This window comes from Treponema sp. SP13, from assembly GCF_050938355.1.
GTDB lineage: Bacteria > Spirochaetota > Spirochaetia > Treponematales > Treponemataceae > Treponema_D > Treponema_D socranskii.
On the sequence record NZ_JADOVM010000002.1, the window covers coordinates 370,891 to 393,986 of the forward strand.

Sequence of the window (23,096 nt, forward strand, 5' to 3'; positions counted from 1 at the left end):
TGAAGTAATTAGGAGGAATGCTGATATGAAAAAAATCGGTTTTATCGGAGTCGGGATCATGGGAAAGTCGATGGTTCGCAATCTCATGAAAGCGGGATTCGAGCTTCGCATATTCGCACGGCATAAGCAAAACGTCGAAGACGTCATTTCCGAAGGCGCCGTCTTTTGCGACAGCATTTCGGACTGCGTCAAAGGCTCCGACGCGGTTATCACGATCGTAGGCTTTCCGCCAGACGTCGAAGACGTGTATTTTTCTCCCGGAAAAATTATGGACAGCGCGAAAAAGGGAACATATCTCATCGATATGACGACGACGAGCCCGACGCTTGCCGAGCGTTTGTATCGCGAAGGAAAAGCGAAGGGCTTTCACGTGATCGACGCGCCGGTTACCGGAGGCGACACGGGTGCAAAAGCGGGTACGCTTTCCATTCTCGCAGGCGGAGACAAAGAAGATTTCGAAGCGTGTATGCCGCTTTTCAAAGCGATGGGAACGAATATTAATTATCAGGGCAAAGCGGGAAACGGTCAGCATGCGAAGATGGCGAATCAAATACTGATCGCGGGCGCACTTTCGGGCGTGTGCGAAGCGTTTGCGTACGCGAAAGCGAAAGGGCTCGATTTGAACGTATTGTTAAAATCGGTTGCAACGGGAGCGGCAGGAAGCAAGCAGCTCGACGCGTTCGGCCCGAAGCTCATCGCGGGCGACTACGCTCCGGGCTTTAAGCTCAAGCATTTTATTAAAGACATGAAGCTTGCCGACGACGAAGCGAAAAAAGCGGGACTGCATCTCGGAGTGCTCGAACACGTGCTCGAAAATTACGAAGCGCTCGAAAAAGAAGGATTGGGCGAAGACGGCACGCAGTCACTCATAAAGCGCTATTAGATCGAAGCGCCGGCGCGTACCGCACAGCTGAACGAGTCGGTCTGCCCGGCGTTTCTACATCTTTTCCAAATACGGCACGAGCACGAGATACATCGCGTTTTTTAAAACGGTGAGCGTGCATTCGGCAAGGAAGAGGCGCCCTCTCACGAGCTCCGTTTTTTCCGCGGCGAGGATCGGACACTGCTGATAGAATTTGCCGAACGCTTTGCTTACGTCGTACAGGTACTGCGCGACGACGCTCGGATCGAGCGCTTCCGCGGCTTTTGCGACGACGGACGGAAAATCGCCGAGTTTTTTTATTAAATCCCATTCGCTTTCCGACGAAAGAAGAGAAACGGCTTTTTCGCTTGTATCGGGAGCGATGCCGCTCTCTTCCGCTTTCCGCAAAATCGACGCGATACGCGCGCCCATGTACTGCAGATAGGGGCCGGTGTTTCCGGTAAAGGACAGCGACTCTTCGGGATTAAAGAGCATATCTTTTACCGGTGCGACGTTCAATAAATAATAATGGAGGGCTGCAAGCGCGATCTTTTCCGCGACATCGTCCGCATCTCCGACTTCCGCTTCTCTGCCTTTCGCTTCGATCTCCTTGAAAGCTTGGGCGTGCAGTTCGTCGATCAAATCGTCGGCGTCGACGATCGTGCCTTCTCTGCTTTTCATCCTGCCGCTCGGCAAATTGACAAGACCGTAACTTAAATGATAAAGGTCATTCGCCCAGTCGAAACCGAGTTTTTTCAGTATGTAAAAAAGCACTTTGAAATGATATATCTGTTCACTTGCGACGACGTAGACGAGACGGTTGAACGGCCAGTCATCGTGCCGGCTGATCGCCGTACCGATATCCTGCGTCATGTAGACTGATGTACCGTCTTTCCGGAGCAGCACTTTTTCGTGCTCGCGGTCGTCTTTACTTCCGACGACTTCGCTCACGTCTATGCGTACGGATCCGTCGGCCGCTTTGAAAAATATGCCCTTTTCAAGTCCCGCTTTGATTTCGTCTTTACCTTTGAGGTACGTTTCACTTTCGAAATAGAGTTTATCGAAGGATACGCCGGTACGCGCATAGGTTTTTTCGATACCCGAAAGCGTCCAATCGTTCATCGTTTTCCAAAGCGCGCGCACCTCCTCATCGCCTGATTCCCACGCTCTCAGCATCTCTTCCGCTTCGGATACGGCTTCGGGGTGTTCTTTTGCATATTTGTCGAATTCGACATAGCACCGGCCGACAAAGTGATCGCCTTTTATACCGAGCGTTTCAGGCGTGTCGCCTTTTGCTTCGTGAAAGAGTTTATACGCGAGCATCGACTTGCAGATATGTATGCCGCGGTTATTGATGATGTTCACTTTGTACACTTCCGCGCCCGCTTCTTTTAAAATGCGGCTCACGCTTTCACCGAGCGCATCGTTTCTCATGTGTCCGAGATGAAGAGGTTTATTCGTGTTCGGACTCGAATATTCGACCATAACGCGCTTTCCGTCGAAAGGCTTTGAACCGTCGTCGCTTTTCGAACCGTACTCGCTTTCCTCACCGGCGATACGCGAAAGGATGGCAAAAGAAGCCGCCGATTTATCGAGCTTAACGTTTACGTAAGGGCCTGCGGCAAGGAATTCGCCGACGGAAGATACGGAGATCCCTTCAAACGACGTTTCGGAATTGATAATATGCACGACGCCTTGTGCGATCGCGGGAGGCGCGAGGCGGAAAAGTTTTGCATAGGCAAACATCGGAACGCCGATATCGCCCAGAGCGGGATCGGGCGGAGTTTGCAGCGTCAAACTGTCGGCATCAATACTCGATGCGTCCGGATTTTTTTCGGCGATAAATCGATTCAAAGCCGCAGCGACCACAATGCGGCAAGCGCTTTTTGCATCATTCATAGGCGCTATGATAACCTTTACGGCGAGTTTTGTACATTCCCCGATAAAAAATATGTGCGACAAACACGCCGGACGCCGGCACGTATACATCCCCCCTTCCTTGTCAATTTTCCACTTTACATTTTTTTTGCAATTCGCTAGTATTTTTTGTGTGGATGTGCCGTCGGCACAAGAGGGAGCAATCCCCATACAAGACTTGCTGTAGCAAAGTAGCAGTGCAGAGGAACAAAAATTGGCATTCAAAGTCACGATCATCGGAGCCGGTCAAGTAGGCTCTACGATCGCGTATTCGCTCACCGTTAAAGGCATCGCGTCTGAAATCGTAATGATCGATATCAATACGCAAAAAGCTTTGGGCGAAGCGCTCGACATCAGGCAGGGTACGCCGTTCTGCGACCCCGTAACCATCTATGCAGGAACCTACGCGGATGCAAAGGATTCCGACATTGTCGTTCTGACATCGGGCGTCGCACGAAAGCCGGGACAATCGAGGCTGGATTTAGCGCAGACGAACGTCGACATCACGAAAAGCATCATCCCTGAAATCATCAAGTACGCTTCGACGGCGATCTACGTGATCGTTTCGAATCCCGTCGATATTTTAACGTATCAATTTTGCAAAATGTCGGGACTGCCGCAAAATCAGGTTTTCGGTTCCGGGACGATCCTCGACACTGCCCGCCTTCGCGCACGCATCGCCGAATACTACCACATCGCACAGCAAAACGTACACGCATACGTTTTCGGCGAACACGGAGATTCGTCGTTTATTCCGTGGTCGCTTGCAAATATCGCGACGATTCCCGTCGACGAATATAAATCCTGTCTCGAAGACAACGACAAACTCATCCCGCCGCTCGTTCACGAAGAAGTCGAATCCTATATCCGAAGCTCGGGTGGAAAGATCATCGAACGCAAAGGGGCGACCTTTTACGCCGTAGCGATTTCGGTCGCGCACATCGTCGACTGTATCAATAACGCCGCCGACACGACGCTCACCGTTTCCGCGATGGCGAACGGCGAATACGGCATTAAAGACGTAAGCCTTTCGATGCTTTCCGTCGTCGGCCGTACGGGATTTCACGGGCACTTGCTCGCACCGCTTTCCGATATGGAAATCGTACAGATGCGGCGGAGCGCGGACTGCTTAAAAGAAGTGATCAAACAGATACGGTTTTAGCATCGGCGATTTGGTGTGATTGCGGACGACTGTTCGCAGGATCGGAAAATGCGCCGAATACGAAGATCCCGTTTCTACTGAAAACGGGATATTAATAACCTGTCTGCACAACTTGCGCCGCTGCCCGATTATCGGTTTCTTTTTCCGAACACTATCCTCACCCGCAATCATTTCAGATCATTGATCGGTAAGCGAAACGAACGGTCAATTTCGATTTTAATAAAATACGAAATTGAATTATTAATTTTCGATAATAATTATACGGGGAAAAGCGATGGGCGATTTCAGAATTGAACACGATTCGATGGGAGAAGTAAAAGTTCCTGCCGACAAATATTGGGGAGCGCAAACCGAGCGCAGTCATGAAAATTTCCGCATCGGTGTCGGTATTGAAACGATGCCGCGGGAAATCACAAAAGCGTTCGGGCATTTGAAAAAAGCCGCCGCGCGCGCGAACTGTGCGCTGAAGCCTGAAAAGATGACGGCGGAAAAACTTTCGTGCATAGAAAAAGCCTGCGACGAAGTGATCGAAGGAGGGCTCGACGAACACTTTCCGCTCGTCGTATGGCAGACGGGAAGCGGTACGCAGTCGAATATGAACGCGAACGAAGTGATCGCAAACCGAGCAAACGAAATCGCGGGTAAAAAGCTCTGTCATCCGAACGACGACGTCAATATGAGTCAGTCGAGCAACGACACTTTTCCGACGGCGATGCACATCGCAGCCGTCGTCGAAATCGAAGATAAACTCTTTCCGGCGATAGATTTGCTTGTATCGACGTTTAAAAAGCTCGAAGCGGTAAACGAAAACGTCGTCAAAAGCGGGCGCACGCACTTGCAGGATGCCGTCCCGATTTCATTCGCACAGGAGATAAGCGGCTGGCGGACGTCGCTCGAAAAAGACAAAACCCTCATTTCACTCGCGCTTCCCGAATTGAAAGAGCTCGCACTCGGCGGTACGGCCGTCGGTACGGGACTCAACGCGCCTCGAGGCTTCGACGTAAAAGTTGCCGAAGAACTGTCTTCTCTCACCGGAAAGCGCTTTATCACGGCTCCGAATAAATTTCACGCGCTCACGAGTAAAGACGAAATCGTCTTTGCTCACGGAGGAGTAAAAGCGCTCGCGGCGGATTTATTAAAAATCGCAAACGACGTTCGCTGGCTCGCTTCGGGGCCGCGCTGCGGGCTCGGCGAAATACACATCCCTGAAAACGAGCCGGGCTCTTCGATCATGCCGGGAAAAGTCAATCCGACGCAGTGCGAAGCGGTGACGATGGTTGCGGTGCAAGTGATGGGAAACGACGTCGCCGTCGGTATCGGCGCGAGTCAGGGCAATTTCGAACTCAACGTATTTATGCCGGTTATCGCGTATAATTTTTTGCAGTCGGTACGTCTCCTTTCCGAAGCGATTGTGTCGTTCAACGACAACTGCGCGTCGGGTATTACGGCGAACAAAGAAAAGATGCATTTCAACCTCTACAATTCGCTCATGCTCGTCACCGCGCTGAATCCGTACATCGGTTACGAAAACGCGGCAAAGACGAGTCACAAAGCGTACGAAGAAAACATTTCGCTGAAAGACGCATGCGTATCGCTCGGTTTTTTAACTGCGGAAAAATTCGACGAAGTTTTTCATCCCGAAGAAATGGCGGGCGTAAAGCGTTGAAGCGCGGTGCCGGATGCGGCGGACTTTGCAAAGAGCACGACGCGCTCGGAGAAAAGTTTTATTGAGAGGTTTTTGAGTATGGACGATCACCGTATATATTCGTATTTTCCGGGATGTACGCTTCGAAACAAAGCGCTCGATTTGGATCGCTATGCCCGTTCCTCGGCCGAAGCGCTCGGGTTTACGCTCGAAGAGATTCCCGATTGGCAGTGCTGCGGCGGAACCTATCCGCTGGCAAAAGATGAAATCGCGACGAAGCTTTCATCGGTGCGCGCACTTGCGGCCGCCCGCGATGCGAAGAGGGAACTCGTTACGATATGCTCGGCGTGTCATAACGTCATAAAGCAGGTAAACGACGATATGAGGCGTGACGACAACGTCATCGTAAAAGTCAACAACTATTTTAAAAATGACGGCATCTCCTATCACGGGGAAACGAAGGTGCTGCACTATCTCGAAGTGCTGCGCGACGCGGTCGGCTGGGAAAACGTCAAAGCGAAAGTGACGAAACCGCTTGCGGGCAAAAAAATCGGAGCGTACTACGGCTGTCTCCTGCTGCGGCCGGGACGCGTTATGAAGATGGACGATCCGGAAAATCCGAGCATCCTCGAAGATTTTATATCGGCGATCGGAGCGACACCGGTGCGTTATTCGCTTCGAAACGAGTGCTGCGGCGCGTACACGATGTTCGACGACGGAGACATTCCCGAAAAACGGTGCAAAAAGATTTTGGATAACGCCGAATCGCAGGGAGCCGAGCTGCTCGTCACCGCCTGCCCGCTTTGCCGTTATAATCTCGTAAAAAATCGGAGCGCTGAAAACGTAAGCGTTCTGTATTTTACCGAACTGCTCGCCGAAGCGCTCGGCGTCAAGGAGCAATGCCGTGCTGCAGTCTGAACTCAATAAAATCCGCGATGAAATACTTTCGATCAGCGGAGTAAACGTGCGCAAGTGTATGCAGTGCGGAAAGTGTTCGGGTACTTGCCCGTCCTACGACGATATGGAATATCATCCGCACGAATTCGTACACATGGTCGAAACCGGCGATATCGAAGCGCTTTTGAAAACGGAATCGATGTACCGCTGTCTGTCGTGTTTTGCGTGTATGGAAAGATGTCCGCGCCAAGTCGAACCTGCGAAGATCGTGGAAGCGGTGCGCACGGTCGTCGAACGAGAGCGGGGGGCGGAACGCCTCGCTGCCGAAAAAGTGCCGTTTTATATCGACGGCGATATGCCGCAGCAAGCGATCGTCAGCGCATTCAGAAAGTATAGGAAGTGAGTATGCGGAAAATCGGAGTTTTTGTGTGCCACTGCGGCACGAATATAGCCGGCACGGTCGATGTAAAAGCCGTCGCGGACGCGCTCGGAAAAGAAGCGGGCGTCGTCTTTTCGACGGACTACACCTATATGTGTTCGCAGACGGGTCAGGATCTCATCGCCGATACGATAAAAGAACATGAGCTCGGCGGAGTTGTCGTGTGTTCCTGTTCGCCTCGTATGCACGAAGCGACGTTCCGAAAGTGTGCGGAAAAAGCGGGTATCAATCCCTATCTGCTCGAAGTAGCGAACATCCGAGAGCAGGATTCGTGGATATGCAAAGATATGCCGACGGCGACGGCAAAAGCGATTTCGCTCGGAAAAGCTGCGATCGCAAAAGTGCTGTTGAACGAACCGCTCACTGCGGGCGAAACGCCGGTCACCAAGCGCGCTCTCGTCATCGGCGGAGGTATCGCGGGCATTCAGACGGCGATCGACATCGCGGACGCGGGTTTTCCCGTAGACATCGTCGAAGCGAAGCCGACGATCGGCGGCAAAATGGCGCAGCTCGACAAAACCTTTCCGACGCTCGACTGTGCGGCCTGTATCCTCACGCCGCGCATGGTCGAATGCGGACAAAATGAAAATATCAGAATCCTCTCGTACAGCGAAGTGACGGATATCAAAGGATTCGTCGGAAACTTTACCGTGACGATAAAGCGCAAAGCGCGCTACGTCGACGAAACGAAATGTACGGGCTGCGGCGAATGCGTGCAAAAGTGTCCGCAAAAAAAAGTGCCGAACGAATTCAATATGAATCTCGACAAGCGCTCCGCGATCTATATTCCCTTTGCGCAAGCCGTTCCGAAAATCGCGACGATCGACGCCGCACACTGTATGAAGCTCACGTCGGGAAAATGCGGCGTCTGTTCGATGGTGTGTCAGGCGAAGGCGATCGACTACGGTGCAAAAGATACGTTCATCGAAGAAAAATACGGAGCCATCGTCGCCGCAACCGGCTACAATCCGATCGACTTGTCGAAGTTCGACGAGTTCGCGTATTCGCAGAGCAAAGACGTCGTATCATCCCTCGAATTCGAACGCCTCATGAATGCGGCGGGGCCTACCGGCGGCACCCTGCTCCGCCCTTCCGACGGCAGGCATCCCAAAACGATCGTATTCGTCCAATGCGTCGGAAGCCGCTGTTCGGCGGACGCGGAAAAGGGTCACGAATACTGTTCGAAAATATGCTGTATGTACACGGCAAAGCACGCGATCCTCACGAGAGACCACTACCCCGATACGGAGTGCTATGTGTTTTATATCGACGTGCGTACACCGGGAAAAAACTTCGACGAATTCTACCGGAGGGCGGTTGAACAGTACGGCGTGCACTATATCAAAGGCATGGTCGGAAAAGTGTCCGTCGAAGAAGACGGTACTCTCGACGTGCAAGGCTCGGATCTGCTCATGGATAAACAAGTGCACATCAAAGCCGACATGGTCGTGCTCGCCGCTTCCATCGAAGCGGATAAGTCCGCGCGCTCATTGGCGACGATGCTCACCGCGAGTATGGACACGAACGACTTTTTTACCGAAGCGCATCCGAAGCTCCGTCCCGTCGAAAGCCCGACTGCCGGCGTCTATCTTTCAGGCTGCGCACAGGGGCCGAAGGATATCCCCGAAACGGTTTCACAGGCAAGCGCGGCGGCGAGCAAAGTTATAGGCCTCCTTGTAAAGGATAAGCTGAAAAACAATCCCTGCGTCGCCGAATCCGACGAAGCGATGTGCAACGGCTGCTCGCAGTGCGAAAACGTGTGTCCCTACGGTGCGATCACGTATATCGATAAAGACTTCCGCGGCATAAACCGCACGACGGTGACGCGCCGAGTCGCGCAGGTAAACCCCGCCGTCTGTCAAGGCTGCGGCGCGTGTACGGTCGCCTGTCCCTCGGGAGCGATGGATCTCAAAGGATTTACGAATAAAGAAATCATGGCGGAGGTCGATGCGCTATGTCTGTAAAAAACGATACGGCGTTTGCACCCGGTATTTCGTCAAACGCCGGCACGAAAAGTGGCACGAAGCCGAAGACTGTCGATACGGCTGCCGGAAACGATGTTCTCGAAAAAAAAGGTGCATTTAGACCAAAGATCGTAGCCTTTTGCTGCAACTGGTGTTCGTACGCGGGAGCGGATTTGGCCGGCAGCAATCGCCTCGAATATCCGGCCGACGTCAAAATCATCCGCATTCCCTGTTCGTGCCGCCTGAACCCGATCTTTATCCTGCGCGCGTTTCAGCGGGGAGCCGACGGCGTCATCCTCTGCGGCTGTCACCCGGGAGACTGTCACTATACGAGCGGCAACTATTTTGCGAGACGGCGTATGACGCTCCTCTTTTCCATGCTCGAATTCCTCGGCATCGAAAAAGGAAGGACGAGAGTCGAATGGGTGTCCGCGGCGGAAGGCGCAAAATTTGCCAAAACGATGCATGAATTCGTCGAGGCGGTAACGGCGCTCGGAGAAAACAAACGGCTGGAGGATTTACGATGCAAAGCGAAATGACCGGCGAATTGGTAAGCCGCACAAAAGCGCTGCTTGCGGATAAAACCGTACAGCTCGTGCTCGGCTGGAGAAGAGGCCTTTTCGATTACGATGTAACGCCTTCGCTTTTTACGTCGGCGGACGATGTCGAAAAAAACTTCGTATACAACGAATACAGCGCGGCGAATCTGTCGAAATACCTCGTCAAAGAAACGCGCAAAATCGAAACGGCGAAAAATACCGTGCGTGCGAACAACGCGTTTGCAAAACAAAAAGACGCGAACGCCGAAACGCAGGCGGAACCCGAAGCGAAAATACTCGTGTTTTTAAAACCCTGCGACACCTACAGCTTTACCGAATTGCTGAAAGAACACCGCATTTTCAGAAGCGACGTATACGCGATCGGCGTTCCGTGCGACGGCATGAAAGACCCCGAAAAAAGAGAGCTGTCCGAACGCTGCGCCGTGTGCAAAAGCAAAAAACACATCGGCTGCGACGAACTTATCGGAGAAGACGGAGACGTCAGGGATTCCGCGCGCTTCGACGAAGTTGCAAAGCTCGAAGCGATGACGGAAGAAGAGCGCTTTGCGTTTTGGCAAAACGAACTTTCGCGATGTATCCGCTGCAATGCGTGCCGCGATGTCTGTCCCGCCTGTACTTGTACGACGTGCGTATTCGACAACCCCGCATCCGGCGCTGCACAAAAAGTCGCCGCATCGAGTTTCGAAGAGAGCATGTACCATATCATCCGCGCGTGGCACGTTGCAGGCCGTTGTACCGACTGCGGCGAATGCTCGCGCGTGTGTCCCGAGCATATCCCGCTGCACCTCATCAATCGAAAATTTATTAAAGACATCGACGAACTCTACGGTTCTTACACGGCGGGAAGCGATATGGAAACAAAGCCGCCGATGCTCACGTATAGGACGAGCGACGCGGAACCCGGCATCATCTATTCGCGTTCGGGAGGTACGTTATGAGAACTTTCGTATCGCTGCCGTTTGAAAAACTCGACGAACTCTTTGCCCTCATCGCACAAAAGGAAGCGCTGTATATTCCCGTAGACGACGCGTCGGGTAAAGCCGATTTTAAACGCTGGAAAAAAGGCGACGTCCTTTCGTCCGAGCTTAAAACGGTGAGGTCGGCAAAAGATTTTTTCTTTCCGAAAATCGAAAACCTCGTGCACTACAAGCTTTCGGACAAAAAAATCGAAGTCGAAGATCCGCGTACCGAATCGGAAGACTTTATCGTTTTCGGAGTGCGCGCGTGCGACGCTGCGAGTTTTGCGATCGTCGACGACGTGTACATCAATATGGAGCCGGTCGACACCTACTACAAAACGCGGCGAGAACACGGCACCGTCGTCACGCTCGCCTGCTCGGAACCGAAAGAAACCTGTTTTTGTAAACTCTACGGCATCGATGCGGCCGAGCCGCAAGGAGATGCGAGCGCGTGGATCGCCGACGGAAACGTCTTTTTTCGCGCAAACACCGAAAAGGGAGACGCGTTTATCGAAATCATCAAAAGCATGACGAGCGAGAGCGGCGCGGATATCGTCGAAAAACAGCAAAAGGCGACGCGGGAAAAAATCGACAAACTGCCTTTCGTCGATATCGACCTTTCGAAATTTCGCGGCGAAAACATGCTTTCGATTTTCAATCTGCCGGTGTGGGAAAACCTTTCGGAAGCGTGCTTGGGCTGCGGCACTTGTACATACGTGTGTCCGACGTGCATGTGTTTTGACATCAGGAGTTTCGATACCGGATGCGGCATACGGCAGTTTCGCTGCTGGGACAGCTGTATGTTTTCGGACTTTACGAAGATGGCGGCGGAAAATCCGCGGCACACGCAAAAGGAGCGCTTCCGTCAGCGCTTTATGCACAAGCTCGTGTATTATCCGATGGATCACGGCGGCGTTTACAGCTGCGTCGGCTGCGGAAGATGCCTCGAAAGCTGCCCCATCCGCATGAACATCGTAAAAGTTATGAAAACGATAAACGACGACGCCCGAATCGAAAAGCCGGAGGTACACGATGGAAAATGACATGTTGATTCCGTACATCGGCGTAATCACCGACATACGCGATGAAACGGGAGACGTAAAGACTTTCCGCGTGGTCGGACGCGACGGAAAAAAATTATTTTACCACAAGCCCGGGCAGTGCGCGATACTCTCCGTTCCGGGCGTCGGGGATTCCATGATTTCGATAACGTCTTCTCCGACGGTCGAAGCATATCAGGAGTTCAGCATAAAAAAATGCGGATGCGTCACGTCGTGGCTGCATGCGGCCGAAAAAGGACAGGAGATAGGCGTGAGAGGCCCGCTCGGAAACGGCTTTCCCGTCGACACCGTTTTTAAAGGCAAAGACTTGCTCTTTGTCGCAGGCGGTATAGGTCTTGCTCCGCTTCGAAGCGTTATCAACTACGTCCGTTCTCACCGAAGCGATTACGGCAAAGTGACGATCGTTTACGGTTCGCGCTCGAAACAGGATCTCGTCGCGTACAAAGAGATCACCGAAGAGTGGATGAAAGCTCCGGACTTTACCGTATATTTGACGATCGATAAAGCTCAAGACGATTGGGACGGTCACGTCGGTTTTGTGCCGCCCTATGTCAAAGAACTCAACCCCGACACGAGCATGACGGCGATCATGTGCGGTCCGCCCATCCTCATTCACTTGACGCTCGCCGGACTCAAAGAGCTCGGCTTTAAAGATACGCAGATATTTACGACGATGGAGATGCGTATGAAATGCGGCATCGGAAAATGCGGCAGGTGCAATATCGGCGACAAATACGTATGTAAAGACGGGCCGGTGTTTTCGTTCGACGAACTCGGAGCCCTTCCGCCCGAATATTGACGGCAAAAGAAATCAAGGAAACGAGATATTAATAATTTAAAGAGGATTGTGCCATGTCGGAAAAATTGATAAACATTTACCTGTTCGGGAAACGATATGAAGTGCCCGAACATCTGACGATCATGAATGCGATGGAATACGCGGGGTACGAACTCGTGCGCGGCTGCGGGTGCAGAAACGGTTTTTGCGGCGCATGCGCGACGGTGTACCGCATCAAAGGACAAAACCGCCTGTACACGTGCTTGGCGTGCCAGACAAAAGTCGTCGACAATATGTACATCGCGACGCTGCCGTTTTTTCCGCTCGTAAAACAAGTGTACGACATCGATGCGGTCACGGCCGAACAGCGGATCATGATGGAGCTCTATCCCGAAATCTACGCGTGCGTCGGCTGCAATGCGTGTACTCGCGCGTGTCCGCAGAATTTGCACGTCATGCAGTACATCGCCTATGCGCAGCGCGGCGAATTTCAAAACTGCGCGGACGAATCTTTCGACTGCGTTATGTGCGGCATCTGCTCGTCGCGCTGTCCGGCAGAAATCAGCCATCCGCAAGTGGCCGAACTCGCGCGCCGCTTAAACGGCAAATACATCCAGCCGGAAGCAAAGCATTTGACCGAACGCGTCGGAGAAATCAAAGACGGAAAATTCGAAAGCCTGATTCAAAATCTCATGGCAAAGCCGATCGATCAAATCAAAGAGCTGTACAACAGCCGCGACATCGAAGCGTGACGAAAAGGAGCGTGAATATGTATACGGGCATTATGAAAGAGTCTGCGGAAAAGGTCGCCGCAAAGAGAAAGGAAAACGCCGCATTTGAACCGCGCCGCATGAGCGCGGAAGAAAAAGAGGCGGTACTGCGGGAATATCATCCCGATCATATAACGGAGCAGTTTACCGAACTTGAAATCGGGCCGAATAAGGGTGAAAAAGCGCCGCTTGAGCTTGCGGAAATTTTACAAGGCATACCGCGCATAGAACCGGACAAAATCGATTTGACGAAAGCCGATTACGAAGCGGACGTGCTCATCATCGGAGGAGGTGGTGCGGGAACGGCGGCGGCGATCGAAGCGGACAACGCGGGCGCAAAAGTGCTCCTCGTCACAAAGCTCCGCGTCGGAGATGCGAACACGATGATGGCCGAAGGCGGCATTCAAGCGGCCGACAAAGCGAACGATTCGCCGGAACGGCATTTTCTCGACGCTTTCGGCGGCGGTCACTTCGACGCAAAAAAAGAACTCGTGTACGAACTCGTCACCCGTGCGCCCGAAACGATTCAGTGGCTCAATACGCTCGGCGTCGAATTCGACAAAGAAAAAGACGGCACGATGATTACGACGCACGGAGGCGGCACGAGCAGAAAGCGCATGCACGCGTGCAAAGATTATTCGGGCGCTGAAATCATGCGCACGCTCCGCGACGAAGTTTTAAATCGCGCCGAGCGGATCACCGTCGTCGATTTTACGAGCGCGGTGGAATTGTTAAAAGATGAAAAAGGAAACTGTGCCGGTGCCGTGCTCATGAACATGGAAACGAAAGAGCTGCTCGTGGCAAAGGCGAAAGCCGTCATCATTGCGACGGGGGGAGCCGGACGCATGCACTATCAGGGCTTTCCGACGTCGAACCACTACGGCGCGACGGCGGACGGACTCGTGCTCGCGTATCGCGCGGGTGCAAAACTCCTCTATCAGTATTCGCTCCAATACCATCCGACCGGCGTCGCCTATCCGCAGCAAGTGTTCGGTGCGCTCGTTACGGAAAAAGTGCGCTCACTCGGCGCAAAAGTGTGCAATATCGACGGGGACGCTTTTATCCATCCGCTTGAAACGCGCGACGTGGAAGCTGCCGGCATTATCCGCGAAGTAAAAAAAGGCAAGGGTATTCCGACGGGTATGGGAGAAGGCGTATGGCTCGACACGCCGATGATCGAATTGAAAAACGGCGAAGGCACGATCGAAAAGCGCATACCCGCGATGCTGCGCATGTTCGAAAAATACGACATCGATATCAGGCGCGATCCGATCCTCGTCTACCCCACCCTGCACTATCAAAACGGCGGCGTCGAAATCGACAGGGAATGCAAAACGAATATCGGAAACCTCTTCGTCGCAGGCGAAGCATCCGGCGGCATTCACGGGACGAACCGTCTTATGGGAAACTCGCTTTTGGACGTCGTCGTCTTCGGACGCATCGCGGGAACGGCTGGCGCGCGGCAAGCGCAAAAAAACGCGATGCCTGAAAAGCTTTCGCTCGAACACGTAAAGGGTTTCGAAAAAGAGCGGGCGGCGGCCGGTATAAAAACGCAAACGCGCTCACCCCGCCTTTTGCCGCATTATACGCATAGAGACGGTGAACTCTAAAAATGATATATTTGCACAGGGAGGAATAATTAAATTATGGAACATCAGGTGCTTGAATTTCTCGGAATCTTAAAAGACGGCGTATTTTACCCCGCGAGTATTCTCGAATCGATTATGATTTTATGCTTCGGTCTTTCGTGGCCGATGTCGATCGCTCGTTCGCTGAAATCGAAGTCGACCAAGGGCAAAAGTCTTTTGTTTATGTGCTTTATCACTTTCGGCTATATCTGCGGCATAAGCGCAAAACTCCTCGAGCACAAATACAACCTCGCCTTTTGGTTTTATATCCCGAACATCGTCATGGTGACGACGGATATATGCCTCTATTTTCGAAATAAGCGAATCGAAAATTCGCTAAGCGAAACGATTATCATCGAAGCGTAAGCGCTTACCGCCTTCCGCAAGCGGTTTTATTTTCGTGCGGTACACTTTCACCATAAAAAAGCACGAAAGGCCGACCGACATGACTTCCGCTATCGGAAAGGCAAGCCATACGTCGTCGATATTGCGGGCAAGCGACAAAAGATAGGCGGCCGGCAAAAGCACGAGGAGCTGACGCGCAAAAGAAACGAACATGCTGTACATCGCCGAACTGAATGCCTGAAAGACCGACGACAGCGAAATCGCGACTGCAGCACCGACAAAGCTCGATGCGATAATGCGCATTGCGGGCACTCCGATCGCAAGCATCGCATCCGAAGCTTGAAAGAGTTTTAACAACTGCACCGGAAAGAGTTCGAAAATAAGCGTACCGAAAGCCATAATGCAGACGGCAAGGATGATACCGCTTTTGATCGCCTGCATGATACGCTTTTTGTGTTCCGCTCCGTAGTTGTACGCGATGATCGGAACGATACCGTTATTCAAACCGAAAACCGGCATAAAGATAAAGCTGTTCAGCTTAAAGTACACGCCGTATACTGCGATCGCCGTCGACGAAAACGATCCGAAAATGAGATTTAAAAAATACGTCGTAACCGACGTAATCGAATTGAGCAGGATCGACGGTACGCCCACTTTATAAATCTGCTTTATAACGAACACGTCGGGACGAAAGCGCGAAAAGCGAAATTGAATCTCTTTATTGATTTTTATATTAAAGATAAACGACAGGCACATACTGAGCCACTGCCCGATAACCGTTGCAAGCGCCGCCCCCGTCATACCCATGCGCGGAAAGGGGCCGATGCCGAAGATGAGCAGCGGATCCAAAATGATATTCGTGAGTGCGCCTGCCGTCTGCGAATACATCGTAAAAACCGTGCGCCCCGTCCCCTGCAAAAGACGGTCGAGCATGATTGCGGAAAACATACCGAAAGAGCCGAGCACGACGACATTCAAATACTCCATGCCGAAATCGATAATTTCGCGGTTAGCCGTCTGGCTTGTAAGATAGGAGTGCATACAAAAAAGGCCGATAACAAAAAAGACGATAAAGCTGCATACGGCGAGAAAGAGTCCGTTTTCCGCAGCGGCATTTACTTCGTCCTGTTTTTTTTGACCGAGCCGCATCGAAAGGAGGGCGTTTACGCCGACGGCCGTTCCGACGCCGACGGAAATCATAAGCCCCTGAACGGGAAAAGCGAGCGATACGGCCGTCAGCGCGTTTTCGTTTATCTGCGCGACGAACACGCTGTCGACGATATTGTAGAGCGCTTGCACGAACATCGAAAACATCATCGGAAGCGACATATTCAAGATAAGCTTGGTGACGGGCATCGTGCCCATTTTATTTTCCTGCATTTTTACCAGTGTATAAGGAATGCCGCCCTCTGTCAAACCGATTCTGCGGTCAACCGCGGAAATCAATTTTCAGAGGCACTGTTTAAAAAGTTGATAAAGTGCTAGAGTGTCGGTATGAAACGGGAAAAAGCGGAAGATGCACTTGCAGTGCTTGAGACGGAGAGGGAATACGACGGATATTTTTGCAGCATAAAAGGCGCGGTTATCATCGCGTGCCGGGAATTACACTAATCCGACCGCCCTCAAAGCATGACAAAGCTCCGGTACGGGGCGTTTTTTTGTGTGCCGCAAGACAAAAATATCCGCATTTTAATTGTCAACCTATTGTATTTATTTAGCACTGATTGTAAACTTTCGGTATGAAAATAAACAACACTCGTTTTATCTTTATCGTTTTGTTTGCGGCGATTATCTGTGCGGGCTGCTTTATCGCAGTACCTATAGGCCCCGGCGGCATTCCGATCGTCATGCAAAATATGTTCGCCGTACTCGCAGCTCTCACGCTCGGAGGCTTCGGCGGATTTTTTTCGGCGCTGCTCTTTGTCGCAGCCGGCGCGCTCGGACTTCCCGTCTTTTCAGGCGGCGCGGGCGGGATCGCGCGCCTTTTGGGGCCGACCGGCGGATTTCTCGTAGGCTATATACTCGCAGCTCTCGCCGCAGGCTGCATCGCACGAAAGCCTCGCGCAGGTGAAAAAGCCTTCAGCGCAAAAAATATCGTAAAGCTGTCGCTCGCCTCTCTTACGGGATTTACCCTCATCTATGTTCCGGGCATCCTCCGCTTTATGCAGCTGACTCACCGAAGTTTTTCCGCGTCGATTGCAGCCTGCCTCATTCCGTTTATACCCGGAGATCTCATAAAGCTCGTTCTCTCAGTTCCGCTTGCGGCAAAGCTCCGCACGGCGGCTGCCCGTTATTTTACCGACAAAAGCGAATGACGCAGGACGATTCAGTTCCGCACGCCGCTTCGTTTCCGAACGGCGCTTCCCTTTCCGTCGAAAAAGTGACGAAAACCTTCCCCTCGTATGAGGGGGAACAAAGGTTTACAGCTCTTTCGGAAGTGTCGTTTTCGCTTTGCGAAGGAGATACCGCCCTCATCGCGGGGGCGAACGGTTCGGGAAAAAGCGTACTCATGTCGATCATCGCTTCCCTCGACAAATCCGATTCCGGTACGGTGGAAATCCTATGCGGCGGAAAATCGGCGCAGTGCGGGCTTGTATTTCAGGAAGCCGAAATGCAGCTTTTGGGAGAGACGCCGATCGAAGACGTGATGTTCGGCTTAAAAAATATCGGATTAAAAAAACGGGAAGCCGAACGAAAAGCGCTCGACGTGCTCGCGGAAGTAGGTCTTGCGGGAAAAGAAAGATCGAGCGCGCGATTTTTGTCGGGAGGTGAAAAAAGACGGCTTGCCGTCGCGGGCATCATAGCGCTCGATATGCCGCTCATCATATTCGACGAACCCTATGCGAACCTCGATTATTCGGGCGTGCGGCACGTAAACGCGCTTATCAAACTGCTGAAAAAAAAAGGAGTGACGATCATCATCCTCACGCATGAGCTCGAAAAATCGCTTGCTCTCTGCAACCGCTTTATCGTGCTGTACCGCGGAAAAAAAGTATTCGACGGAAAGCCATCCGAAGGGGTGGCGCAAAAGCTCGAAGCTTGGGATATCAAAAATCCGCTCGCTTCCTATAAAAATCTTCGGGATCTCGAATGGTAAGGCTTTTCGGCTACCGAAGCGGCTCATCTTTTTTACACAAATGCGATGCGCGCATAAAACTCGTTTTACTTTTTGTACTCGGCACCTTCGTTTTCATCTTGCCCCGAAACGCCGTAATCGCCTGCATCGCGATTTTTTTTGCGCTTTCGCCTGCCATCCGCTTTCCGATGAAAGAAATCCTTTCGTCGCTCAAGCCCGTTGTGTATTACGCGCTTATACTTTATAGTTCGTCGATAGTATCCGCCCTTTTCGCTCACGCTCCCTTTCCGCTTCCGTTCATCCCTTCCGAACGCGACATCGTCATTTTGTGCCGCCTCGCCCTCGCCTTTTTAATCGCAAACGCGGTCTACCGCACGACGAGTCCCCTCGAACTTAGAGAAGCAGTCGAATCGATCGAAAGAGGTGTCGTGCGGATCTTTCGGCAAAGAGCGGAATACCGCCGGCTGCTTTTTTCGGAATCTTTATCGCTTTTAATCGTACTCATTCCCGAAGTATTCGCCGTGTGGCAGGCGGTTTTTCGCGCGTGGAAAGCGAGGTGCGGAAAAAAAGGTATCCGCATGGTGTTAACCCTTTTTCCGGTCTTTATCTCCGTATGCATGAAGCGTACTTATATAATGTCGCTCGCTCTAAAAGCCAGAAAGCTTCAAAAATTGATAATGGGTAATTAATAATCAGTAATTGTGCGGGTTCCGGATATATTTCCGTTTATAAAAATATATCCGGCTCCGGTCGGCACGTACAATGAAGTACCTTTAAATCTTTACTTTATATCTTTTATTTTTTCCGCCGAGAACAAGTAATCTTCATACGCCTCTTTTATATGCGGCATATCCAATTTTAAAGCGTCGGTCGGAAATTCGGTGAGCGATTGTGAGCGCAAAACTTCTCTGCGAAGCGTATTCACAAAGGTTCTAAAACTTTTATTTGTGATGCGGTTATATTCTATTGATTCAAGTTTGCTTTGACGATAAAATTCCCGTAAAACTGGATTTTTTATATTTTCTTTATCGTCGGCAAAAATCTCATCGTATTTCAAATCGACGATTTTCCCTTTTTCGTATATCACTTCGAGTCTCGTGCTTATGCCGCAATCATAGGGCTGCGTTATTCCCACATACCTTTTATCGGTCGCTTTTTCTTTAACTTCTTTCGCCATCTCTTTGAGTAAAGGAACAAAACCGTTTCTCGCACTGTTGGACGAACCGAACAGAGTTTTATAATCAAAGTCCAGTTTTTGATTTTTTAATACCTGCCATTCCAAATAGCTCATTCCGTTTATGAGTGTAACCAGGGTATAGTCGGTTCTCGGACTTTTCGCCTGAAAAAAACCGTAACCCGAACGACGCTTTGTTTCTCCCGCCCATTCGGCAGCATAGTATGTAACGGGCGGTCTTTCATTCAATTCTATATGCACGATTTCGTTATTATTAACCACAACTTCGGCATACGCTTCATAGCCGCCGTCAAAAACTTTTTGGCCGGAATAATAGTCGCCTACGATAATTCCCTTGGGAGGCTGAACCGACCAGTACATAGCATCGATTTTTTCCTGCCCTTTTTTTGTTTTTTTCTTTGCCAGTTCCATAGCTTCTTTAACTTTAGGGTCCGCTTCCAATTCTTTGGAAGCTCCTTTTTTACCGTCGTATTTTAATGTCTGGGAGTGATTTATCATGTCGGCGGCGGTTCTGGACGCTCCGCTCGATGCGTCGTAATCATACACTTTGCCGTTTATGACGATTTTGTCTGAGCTTTTATCGATGTATTTATAATAATTCGGAGTGTAATTTATTTTTTCCCGTTTTTTATTATTACATACATAGTCATCCAAGTTGATGAGCGTTTTCCATTTATCGACCTGGCTCACTGTCGGAGTCGATACGGCATCGACTTTCTTTGTCGCCCCCGCTTTCGCGTCTACCTTGGAAGGAGTCCGGGCATTAGCCTCTACTATAAATACTCCCAGCAATAAAAAAATCTTTAATAAATTATTTCCGTTCCTCATAATGTATCTCCCTATTTTAGTAATAATTTTAAATGATATTAACAGATTTTCCTAACCTTGTATAGGTAAAAGCTGTGGCATTCTTTTTTAAATAAAATTGATTTTTGCACCCGGAAAACACGTAAAAATCGCAAAAAAACGGAAAATTTTCGACGCGGCATCTTGCAATATCAGCTATAGCGTTGTATAGTATTAGCATATCGTTTAAAACGCTATATTTAGAGTACAAATTTTAAATAATTTGTTATAAGGGATCGATATGCGGTGTCCGTATTGCGGAAGTCTCGACGACAAAGTTATAGAATCGCGTGCGATGGCAAACGGTGAAAGCATCAGGCGGCGTCGCGAATGCCTCGGCTGCGGCTACCGTTTTACGAGTTACGAGCGTATCGAAGAAAAACCCTTTATGGTCGTCAAGCGAGACGGAAGGCGCGAACCCTTCGAGCAGGCAAAGCTCGAAAAAGGCATCAGCCGCGCCCTCGAAAAGCGGCCGGTATCGATGCGGATGGTCGAACAGATCGTATCCGAAATCGAAGACAAAGCCGTTATGAGCGGAAAAGTGAGCCGCGAAATCTCGACTGCGGAACTGGGGGAACTCGTGCTGCAGCGTTTGTATGAAATCGACAAAGTGGCGTACATCCGCTTTGCTTCGGTATATAAGCATTTCGAAAACCTCGACGAATTCATCACCGAGGTAAAAAACATAGAGGGGAAACAGATATGAGCGGTCAGGCAGTATTTCCGGAATGGCGGAATTTTTTGGGCGGGAGCGGAGATAAAGAGACGGAGGGGTTTATCAAATCCGTCGTAAAGCGATCGGGCGACGTTGCAAGCTACGACCGCAAAAAAATCGAATCGGCGATCGGACGCGCGATTGAAGCGGTCGAAAAACGGAAGGATCCCGAACGGGCGGAAAAGCTTACGGACGCAGTAGAAGAAAGGCTCCGCCTGCGCCTTGCGGGAAGCAGAACGCATTCGATTCCCGCCATCGAAGAGATTCAGGACGATGTCGAAAGCGTCCTCATCGAAAACAACGAAGTCGAAGTCGCAAAAGCGTATATCCTCTACCGCGCGCGGCACGAAGCGATCCGCGGTGCAAAGAACCTCATGCTCGACATCAATAAGACGATGGACGAATATTTGAGCCGAAGCGATTGGCGCGTCAAAGAAAACGCGAACGTCAATTTTTCCCTCGGCGGTCTCATCTTGAGCAATTCCGGCGCCGTTACGGCAAACTATTGGCTCAACAATATCTATCCGAAAGAAGTGGCGGACGCGCATAAAACGGCGGCCTTCCACATTCACGACCTTTCGATGTTTTCGGGTTACTGCGCGGGCTGGTCGCTGAGACAGCTCATTCAAGAAGGACTCGGCGGCGTTCCCGATAAAATCACATCGACGCCGGCAACACACCTTTCGACGCTCGTCAACCAAATGGTAAACTTTCTCGGCATCATGCAAAACGAATGGGCGGGCGCTCAAGCGTTCAGCTCTTTCGACACCTATCTTGCGCCCTTCGTCAAAATCGACAATCTTTCGGAAAAGAGCGTGCGGCAGTGCATCCAAAGCTTTTTGTTCGGCGTCAACACTCCGAGCCGCTGGGGAAGTCAGGCGCCCTTTACGAACGTCACGCTCGACTGGGTGTGTCCCGACGACCTCAAAAACAAAAAAGCGATCGTAGGCGGCGAAGAACAGGAGTTTACATACGGCGACTGCCAAAAAGAGATGGATATAATCAATAAGCAGTTTATCCTACTCATGCTCGAAGGAGACGCTTCGGGGCGGGGCTTCGGCTACCCCATTCCGACGTACAATATCACAAAGAATTTCGAATGGGAAAGCGAAAACGCGGAATTGCTTTTTAAAATGGCATCCCAATACGGCACTCCCTATTTTCAAAATTTCGTCAATTCCGATTTGAATCCGAGCGACGTGCGCTCCATGTGCTGCCGTCTCCGCCTCGATAAACGCGAGCTTCGAAAACGCGGCGGCGGACTTTTCGGCTCCGACGAGTTTACCGGTTCCCTCGGCGTCGTTACGATCAACCTCCCGCAGATCGGTTTTCTCGCAAAAGACGAAAAAGCGTTTTTCAAGCGGCTCGACTATCTCATGGACATCGCGCGCGACAGCCTGTGCATAAAGCGCAAAGTGATCCAGCACCTCCTCGATACGGGGCTCTATCCCTATACGAAGCGCTATCTGCACACCCTCGACAATCACTTCAATACGATAGGGCTCTGCGGCATGAACGAATGCTGCCTCAATTTTCTCGGCACATCGATCGTCGATCCGAAAGGCAAAGCCTTTGCCGAACGCGTACTCGACTATATGAGAAGCCGCCTCGCCGACTATCAGGAATCGACGGGAGAGCTTTTCAACCTCGAAGCGACGCCCGCCGAAAGCACATCGTTCCGCCTCGCTTCCCATGACAAAAAGAATTTCCCGGGAATCATCACGAGCGGCACGGACGAAAGCCCCTTTTATACGAATTCGACGCAGCTTCCCGTCGACTATACGTCCGACATCTTCGAAGCCCTCGATTTACAGGAAAGCCTGCAGACGCGATACACCGGAGGCACGGTTTTCCATACCTTTATGGGCGAACAGATAAAAGACTGGAGGGCGTGCCGCGATTTGGTAAAAGCGGTTACGGCGAACTACCGCGTACCTTACGTGACGATTTCTCCGACCTATTCGATTTGCCGAAGCCACGGTTATTTGAACGGCGAGCACTTCGAGTGTCCGAAGTGCAAAGCGGAAAAGGAAAGAGAGCTGCGTTTAAAGCTCGAACGGCTCGAAAAAGAAAAAGAGGCCGTGCTCGCATCCGAGCGACTATAAAAATACGGCGGCCAGCAGGACTGCCCGCGGGGTTGCTGCAGTACGGCAGATCTGCGGCATGGTACAGCCGATTTTATACGGGCGCGTTTTCGGAGCGTTTTCCGATACGCACTGCTAAATATAGCGTAAAAAACTTGACATAGGGTCAAAACAACACTATAATTAGCGCATA

At 51.2% G+C, this 23,096-nt stretch carries 21 protein-coding genes; 18 read left to right on the forward strand and 3 right to left on the reverse strand.

What is annotated here, in order from left to right:
* The first annotated feature begins 25 nt into the window (after nucleotides 1-25).
* Entirely contained in the window at nucleotides 26-883 is an 858-nt protein-coding gene (locus tag IZU26_RS05855; RefSeq protein WP_310823229.1) for an NAD(P)-dependent oxidoreductase, read from the forward strand.
* Between the two features lie 54 nt (nucleotides 884-937).
* Here the strand turns inward: IZU26_RS05855 and argS are convergent, their stop codons facing one another.
* The gene (argS, locus tag IZU26_RS05860) at nucleotides 938-2,761 is read right to left on the reverse strand and encodes an arginine--tRNA ligase (RefSeq protein WP_433277480.1); all 1,824 of its coding nucleotides are present in this window, start codon (nucleotides 2,759-2,761) and stop codon (nucleotides 938-940) included.
* A 232-nt stretch (nucleotides 2,762-2,993) separates the two neighbouring features.
* Here argS and IZU26_RS05865 point away from each other — a divergent pair, with 232 nt between their 5' ends.
* The 12 genes from IZU26_RS05865 (at nucleotide 2,994) to IZU26_RS05920 (ending at nucleotide 15,008) form a co-directional block, all read left to right on the forward strand.
* Nucleotides 2,994-3,941 carry an L-lactate dehydrogenase gene (locus IZU26_RS05865; RefSeq protein ID WP_433277481.1) on the forward strand — a complete coding sequence of 316 codons (948 nt, stop codon included), beginning with the start codon at nucleotides 2,994-2,996 and terminating at the stop codon, nucleotides 3,939-3,941.
* A gap of 274 nt (nucleotides 3,942-4,215) precedes the next feature.
* Nucleotides 4,216-5,607: a class II fumarate hydratase gene (gene fumC / locus IZU26_RS05870; RefSeq protein ID WP_433277483.1), complete on the forward strand. Its 1,392-nt coding sequence runs from the start codon at nucleotides 4,216-4,218 to the stop codon at nucleotides 5,605-5,607.
* Nucleotides 5,608-5,685: 78 nt separating this feature from the next.
* A complete protein-coding gene (locus IZU26_RS05875; RefSeq protein WP_433277485.1) occupies nucleotides 5,686-6,504 on the forward strand; it encodes a CoB--CoM heterodisulfide reductase iron-sulfur subunit B family protein in 819 nt (272 codons plus the stop codon).
* Nucleotides 6,491-6,886 carry a 4Fe-4S dicluster domain-containing protein gene (locus IZU26_RS05880; RefSeq protein ID WP_433277487.1) on the forward strand — a complete coding sequence of 132 codons (396 nt, stop codon included), beginning with the start codon at nucleotides 6,491-6,493 and terminating at the stop codon, nucleotides 6,884-6,886. The genes IZU26_RS05875 and IZU26_RS05880 overlap by 14 nt, the downstream gene beginning before the upstream one ends.
* A 2-nt stretch (nucleotides 6,887-6,888) precedes the next feature.
* A complete protein-coding gene (locus IZU26_RS05885) occupies nucleotides 6,889-8,886 on the forward strand; it encodes a CoB--CoM heterodisulfide reductase iron-sulfur subunit A family protein (protein ID WP_180486257.1) in 1,998 nt (665 codons plus the stop codon).
* The gene (locus IZU26_RS05890) at nucleotides 8,877-9,425 is read left to right on the forward strand and encodes a hydrogenase iron-sulfur subunit (RefSeq protein ID WP_433277489.1); all 549 of its coding nucleotides are present in this window, start codon (nucleotides 8,877-8,879) and stop codon (nucleotides 9,423-9,425) included. Before IZU26_RS05885 ends, IZU26_RS05890 begins: the two co-directional genes overlap by 10 nt.
* A complete protein-coding gene (locus IZU26_RS05895; RefSeq protein WP_433277491.1) occupies nucleotides 9,410-10,384 on the forward strand; it encodes a 4Fe-4S dicluster domain-containing protein in 975 nt (324 codons plus the stop codon). The genes IZU26_RS05890 and IZU26_RS05895 overlap by 16 nt, the downstream gene beginning before the upstream one ends.
* Nucleotides 10,381-11,448 carry a 4Fe-4S dicluster domain-containing protein gene (locus IZU26_RS05900; protein WP_433277493.1) on the forward strand — a complete coding sequence of 356 codons (1,068 nt, stop codon included), beginning with the start codon at nucleotides 10,381-10,383 and terminating at the stop codon, nucleotides 11,446-11,448. The genes IZU26_RS05895 and IZU26_RS05900 overlap by 4 nt, the downstream gene beginning before the upstream one ends.
* Nucleotides 11,438-12,265 (forward strand): FAD/NAD(P)-binding protein, encoded by an 828-nt coding sequence (locus IZU26_RS05905; RefSeq protein WP_021331186.1) that lies wholly within the window; start codon nucleotides 11,438-11,440, stop codon nucleotides 12,263-12,265. The genes IZU26_RS05900 and IZU26_RS05905 overlap by 11 nt, the downstream gene beginning before the upstream one ends.
* Before the next feature lie 53 nt (nucleotides 12,266-12,318).
* Nucleotides 12,319-12,996 (forward strand): 4Fe-4S dicluster domain-containing protein, encoded by a 678-nt coding sequence (locus IZU26_RS05910; RefSeq protein WP_021331195.1) that lies wholly within the window; start codon nucleotides 12,319-12,321, stop codon nucleotides 12,994-12,996.
* Between the two features lie 17 nt (nucleotides 12,997-13,013).
* Entirely contained in the window at nucleotides 13,014-14,624 is a 1,611-nt protein-coding gene (locus tag IZU26_RS05915) for an FAD-dependent oxidoreductase (protein ID WP_433277495.1), read from the forward strand.
* A gap of 36 nt (nucleotides 14,625-14,660) precedes the next feature.
* Nucleotides 14,661-15,008, forward strand: a complete 348-nt coding sequence (locus IZU26_RS05920) for a hypothetical protein (protein WP_433277497.1) — start codon at nucleotides 14,661-14,663, stop codon at nucleotides 15,006-15,008.
* On the opposite strand, the gene IZU26_RS05925 is transcribed toward IZU26_RS05920, so the two are convergent.
* Entirely contained in the window at nucleotides 14,979-16,367 is a 1,389-nt protein-coding gene (locus tag IZU26_RS05925; protein ID WP_433277499.1) for an MATE family efflux transporter, read from the reverse strand. The two genes, IZU26_RS05920 and IZU26_RS05925, sit on opposite strands and share 30 nt — an antisense overlap.
* Before the next feature lie 359 nt (nucleotides 16,368-16,726).
* Between IZU26_RS05925 and IZU26_RS05930 the strand changes: the two genes are divergently transcribed.
* The 3 genes from IZU26_RS05930 to IZU26_RS05940 are packed head-to-tail and all read left to right on the forward strand — an operon-like array spanning nucleotide 16,727 to nucleotide 18,752.
* The gene (locus tag IZU26_RS05930; RefSeq protein WP_310823216.1) at nucleotides 16,727-17,302 is read left to right on the forward strand and encodes a biotin transporter BioY; all 576 of its coding nucleotides are present in this window, start codon (nucleotides 16,727-16,729) and stop codon (nucleotides 17,300-17,302) included.
* The gene (locus IZU26_RS05935; protein WP_433277501.1) at nucleotides 17,299-18,084 is read left to right on the forward strand and encodes an energy-coupling factor ABC transporter ATP-binding protein; all 786 of its coding nucleotides are present in this window, start codon (nucleotides 17,299-17,301) and stop codon (nucleotides 18,082-18,084) included. Before IZU26_RS05930 ends, IZU26_RS05935 begins: the two co-directional genes overlap by 4 nt.
* Complete coding sequence (locus IZU26_RS05940) at nucleotides 18,078-18,752, forward strand: hypothetical protein (protein ID WP_433277503.1); 675 nt, start codon at nucleotides 18,078-18,080, stop codon at nucleotides 18,750-18,752. Before IZU26_RS05935 ends, IZU26_RS05940 begins: the two co-directional genes overlap by 7 nt.
* Before the next feature lie 92 nt (nucleotides 18,753-18,844).
* On the opposite strand, the gene IZU26_RS05945 is transcribed toward IZU26_RS05940, so the two are convergent.
* Complete coding sequence (locus tag IZU26_RS05945; RefSeq protein WP_433277504.1) at nucleotides 18,845-20,086, reverse strand: hypothetical protein; 1,242 nt, start codon at nucleotides 20,084-20,086, stop codon at nucleotides 18,845-18,847.
* Nucleotides 20,087-20,345: 259 nt separating this feature from the next.
* Here IZU26_RS05945 and nrdR point away from each other — a divergent pair, with 259 nt between their 5' ends.
* Together nrdR and IZU26_RS05955 are read left to right on the forward strand one after the other, a co-directional pair.
* Nucleotides 20,346-20,810 carry a transcriptional regulator NrdR gene (gene nrdR / locus IZU26_RS05950; RefSeq protein WP_021331205.1) on the forward strand — a complete coding sequence of 155 codons (465 nt, stop codon included), beginning with the start codon at nucleotides 20,346-20,348 and terminating at the stop codon, nucleotides 20,808-20,810.
* Nucleotides 20,807-22,924 (forward strand): ribonucleoside triphosphate reductase, encoded by a 2,118-nt coding sequence (locus IZU26_RS05955; protein ID WP_433277507.1) that lies wholly within the window; start codon nucleotides 20,807-20,809, stop codon nucleotides 22,922-22,924. Before nrdR ends, IZU26_RS05955 begins: the two co-directional genes overlap by 4 nt.
* The last annotated feature ends 172 nt before the right edge of the window (nucleotides 22,925-23,096 follow it).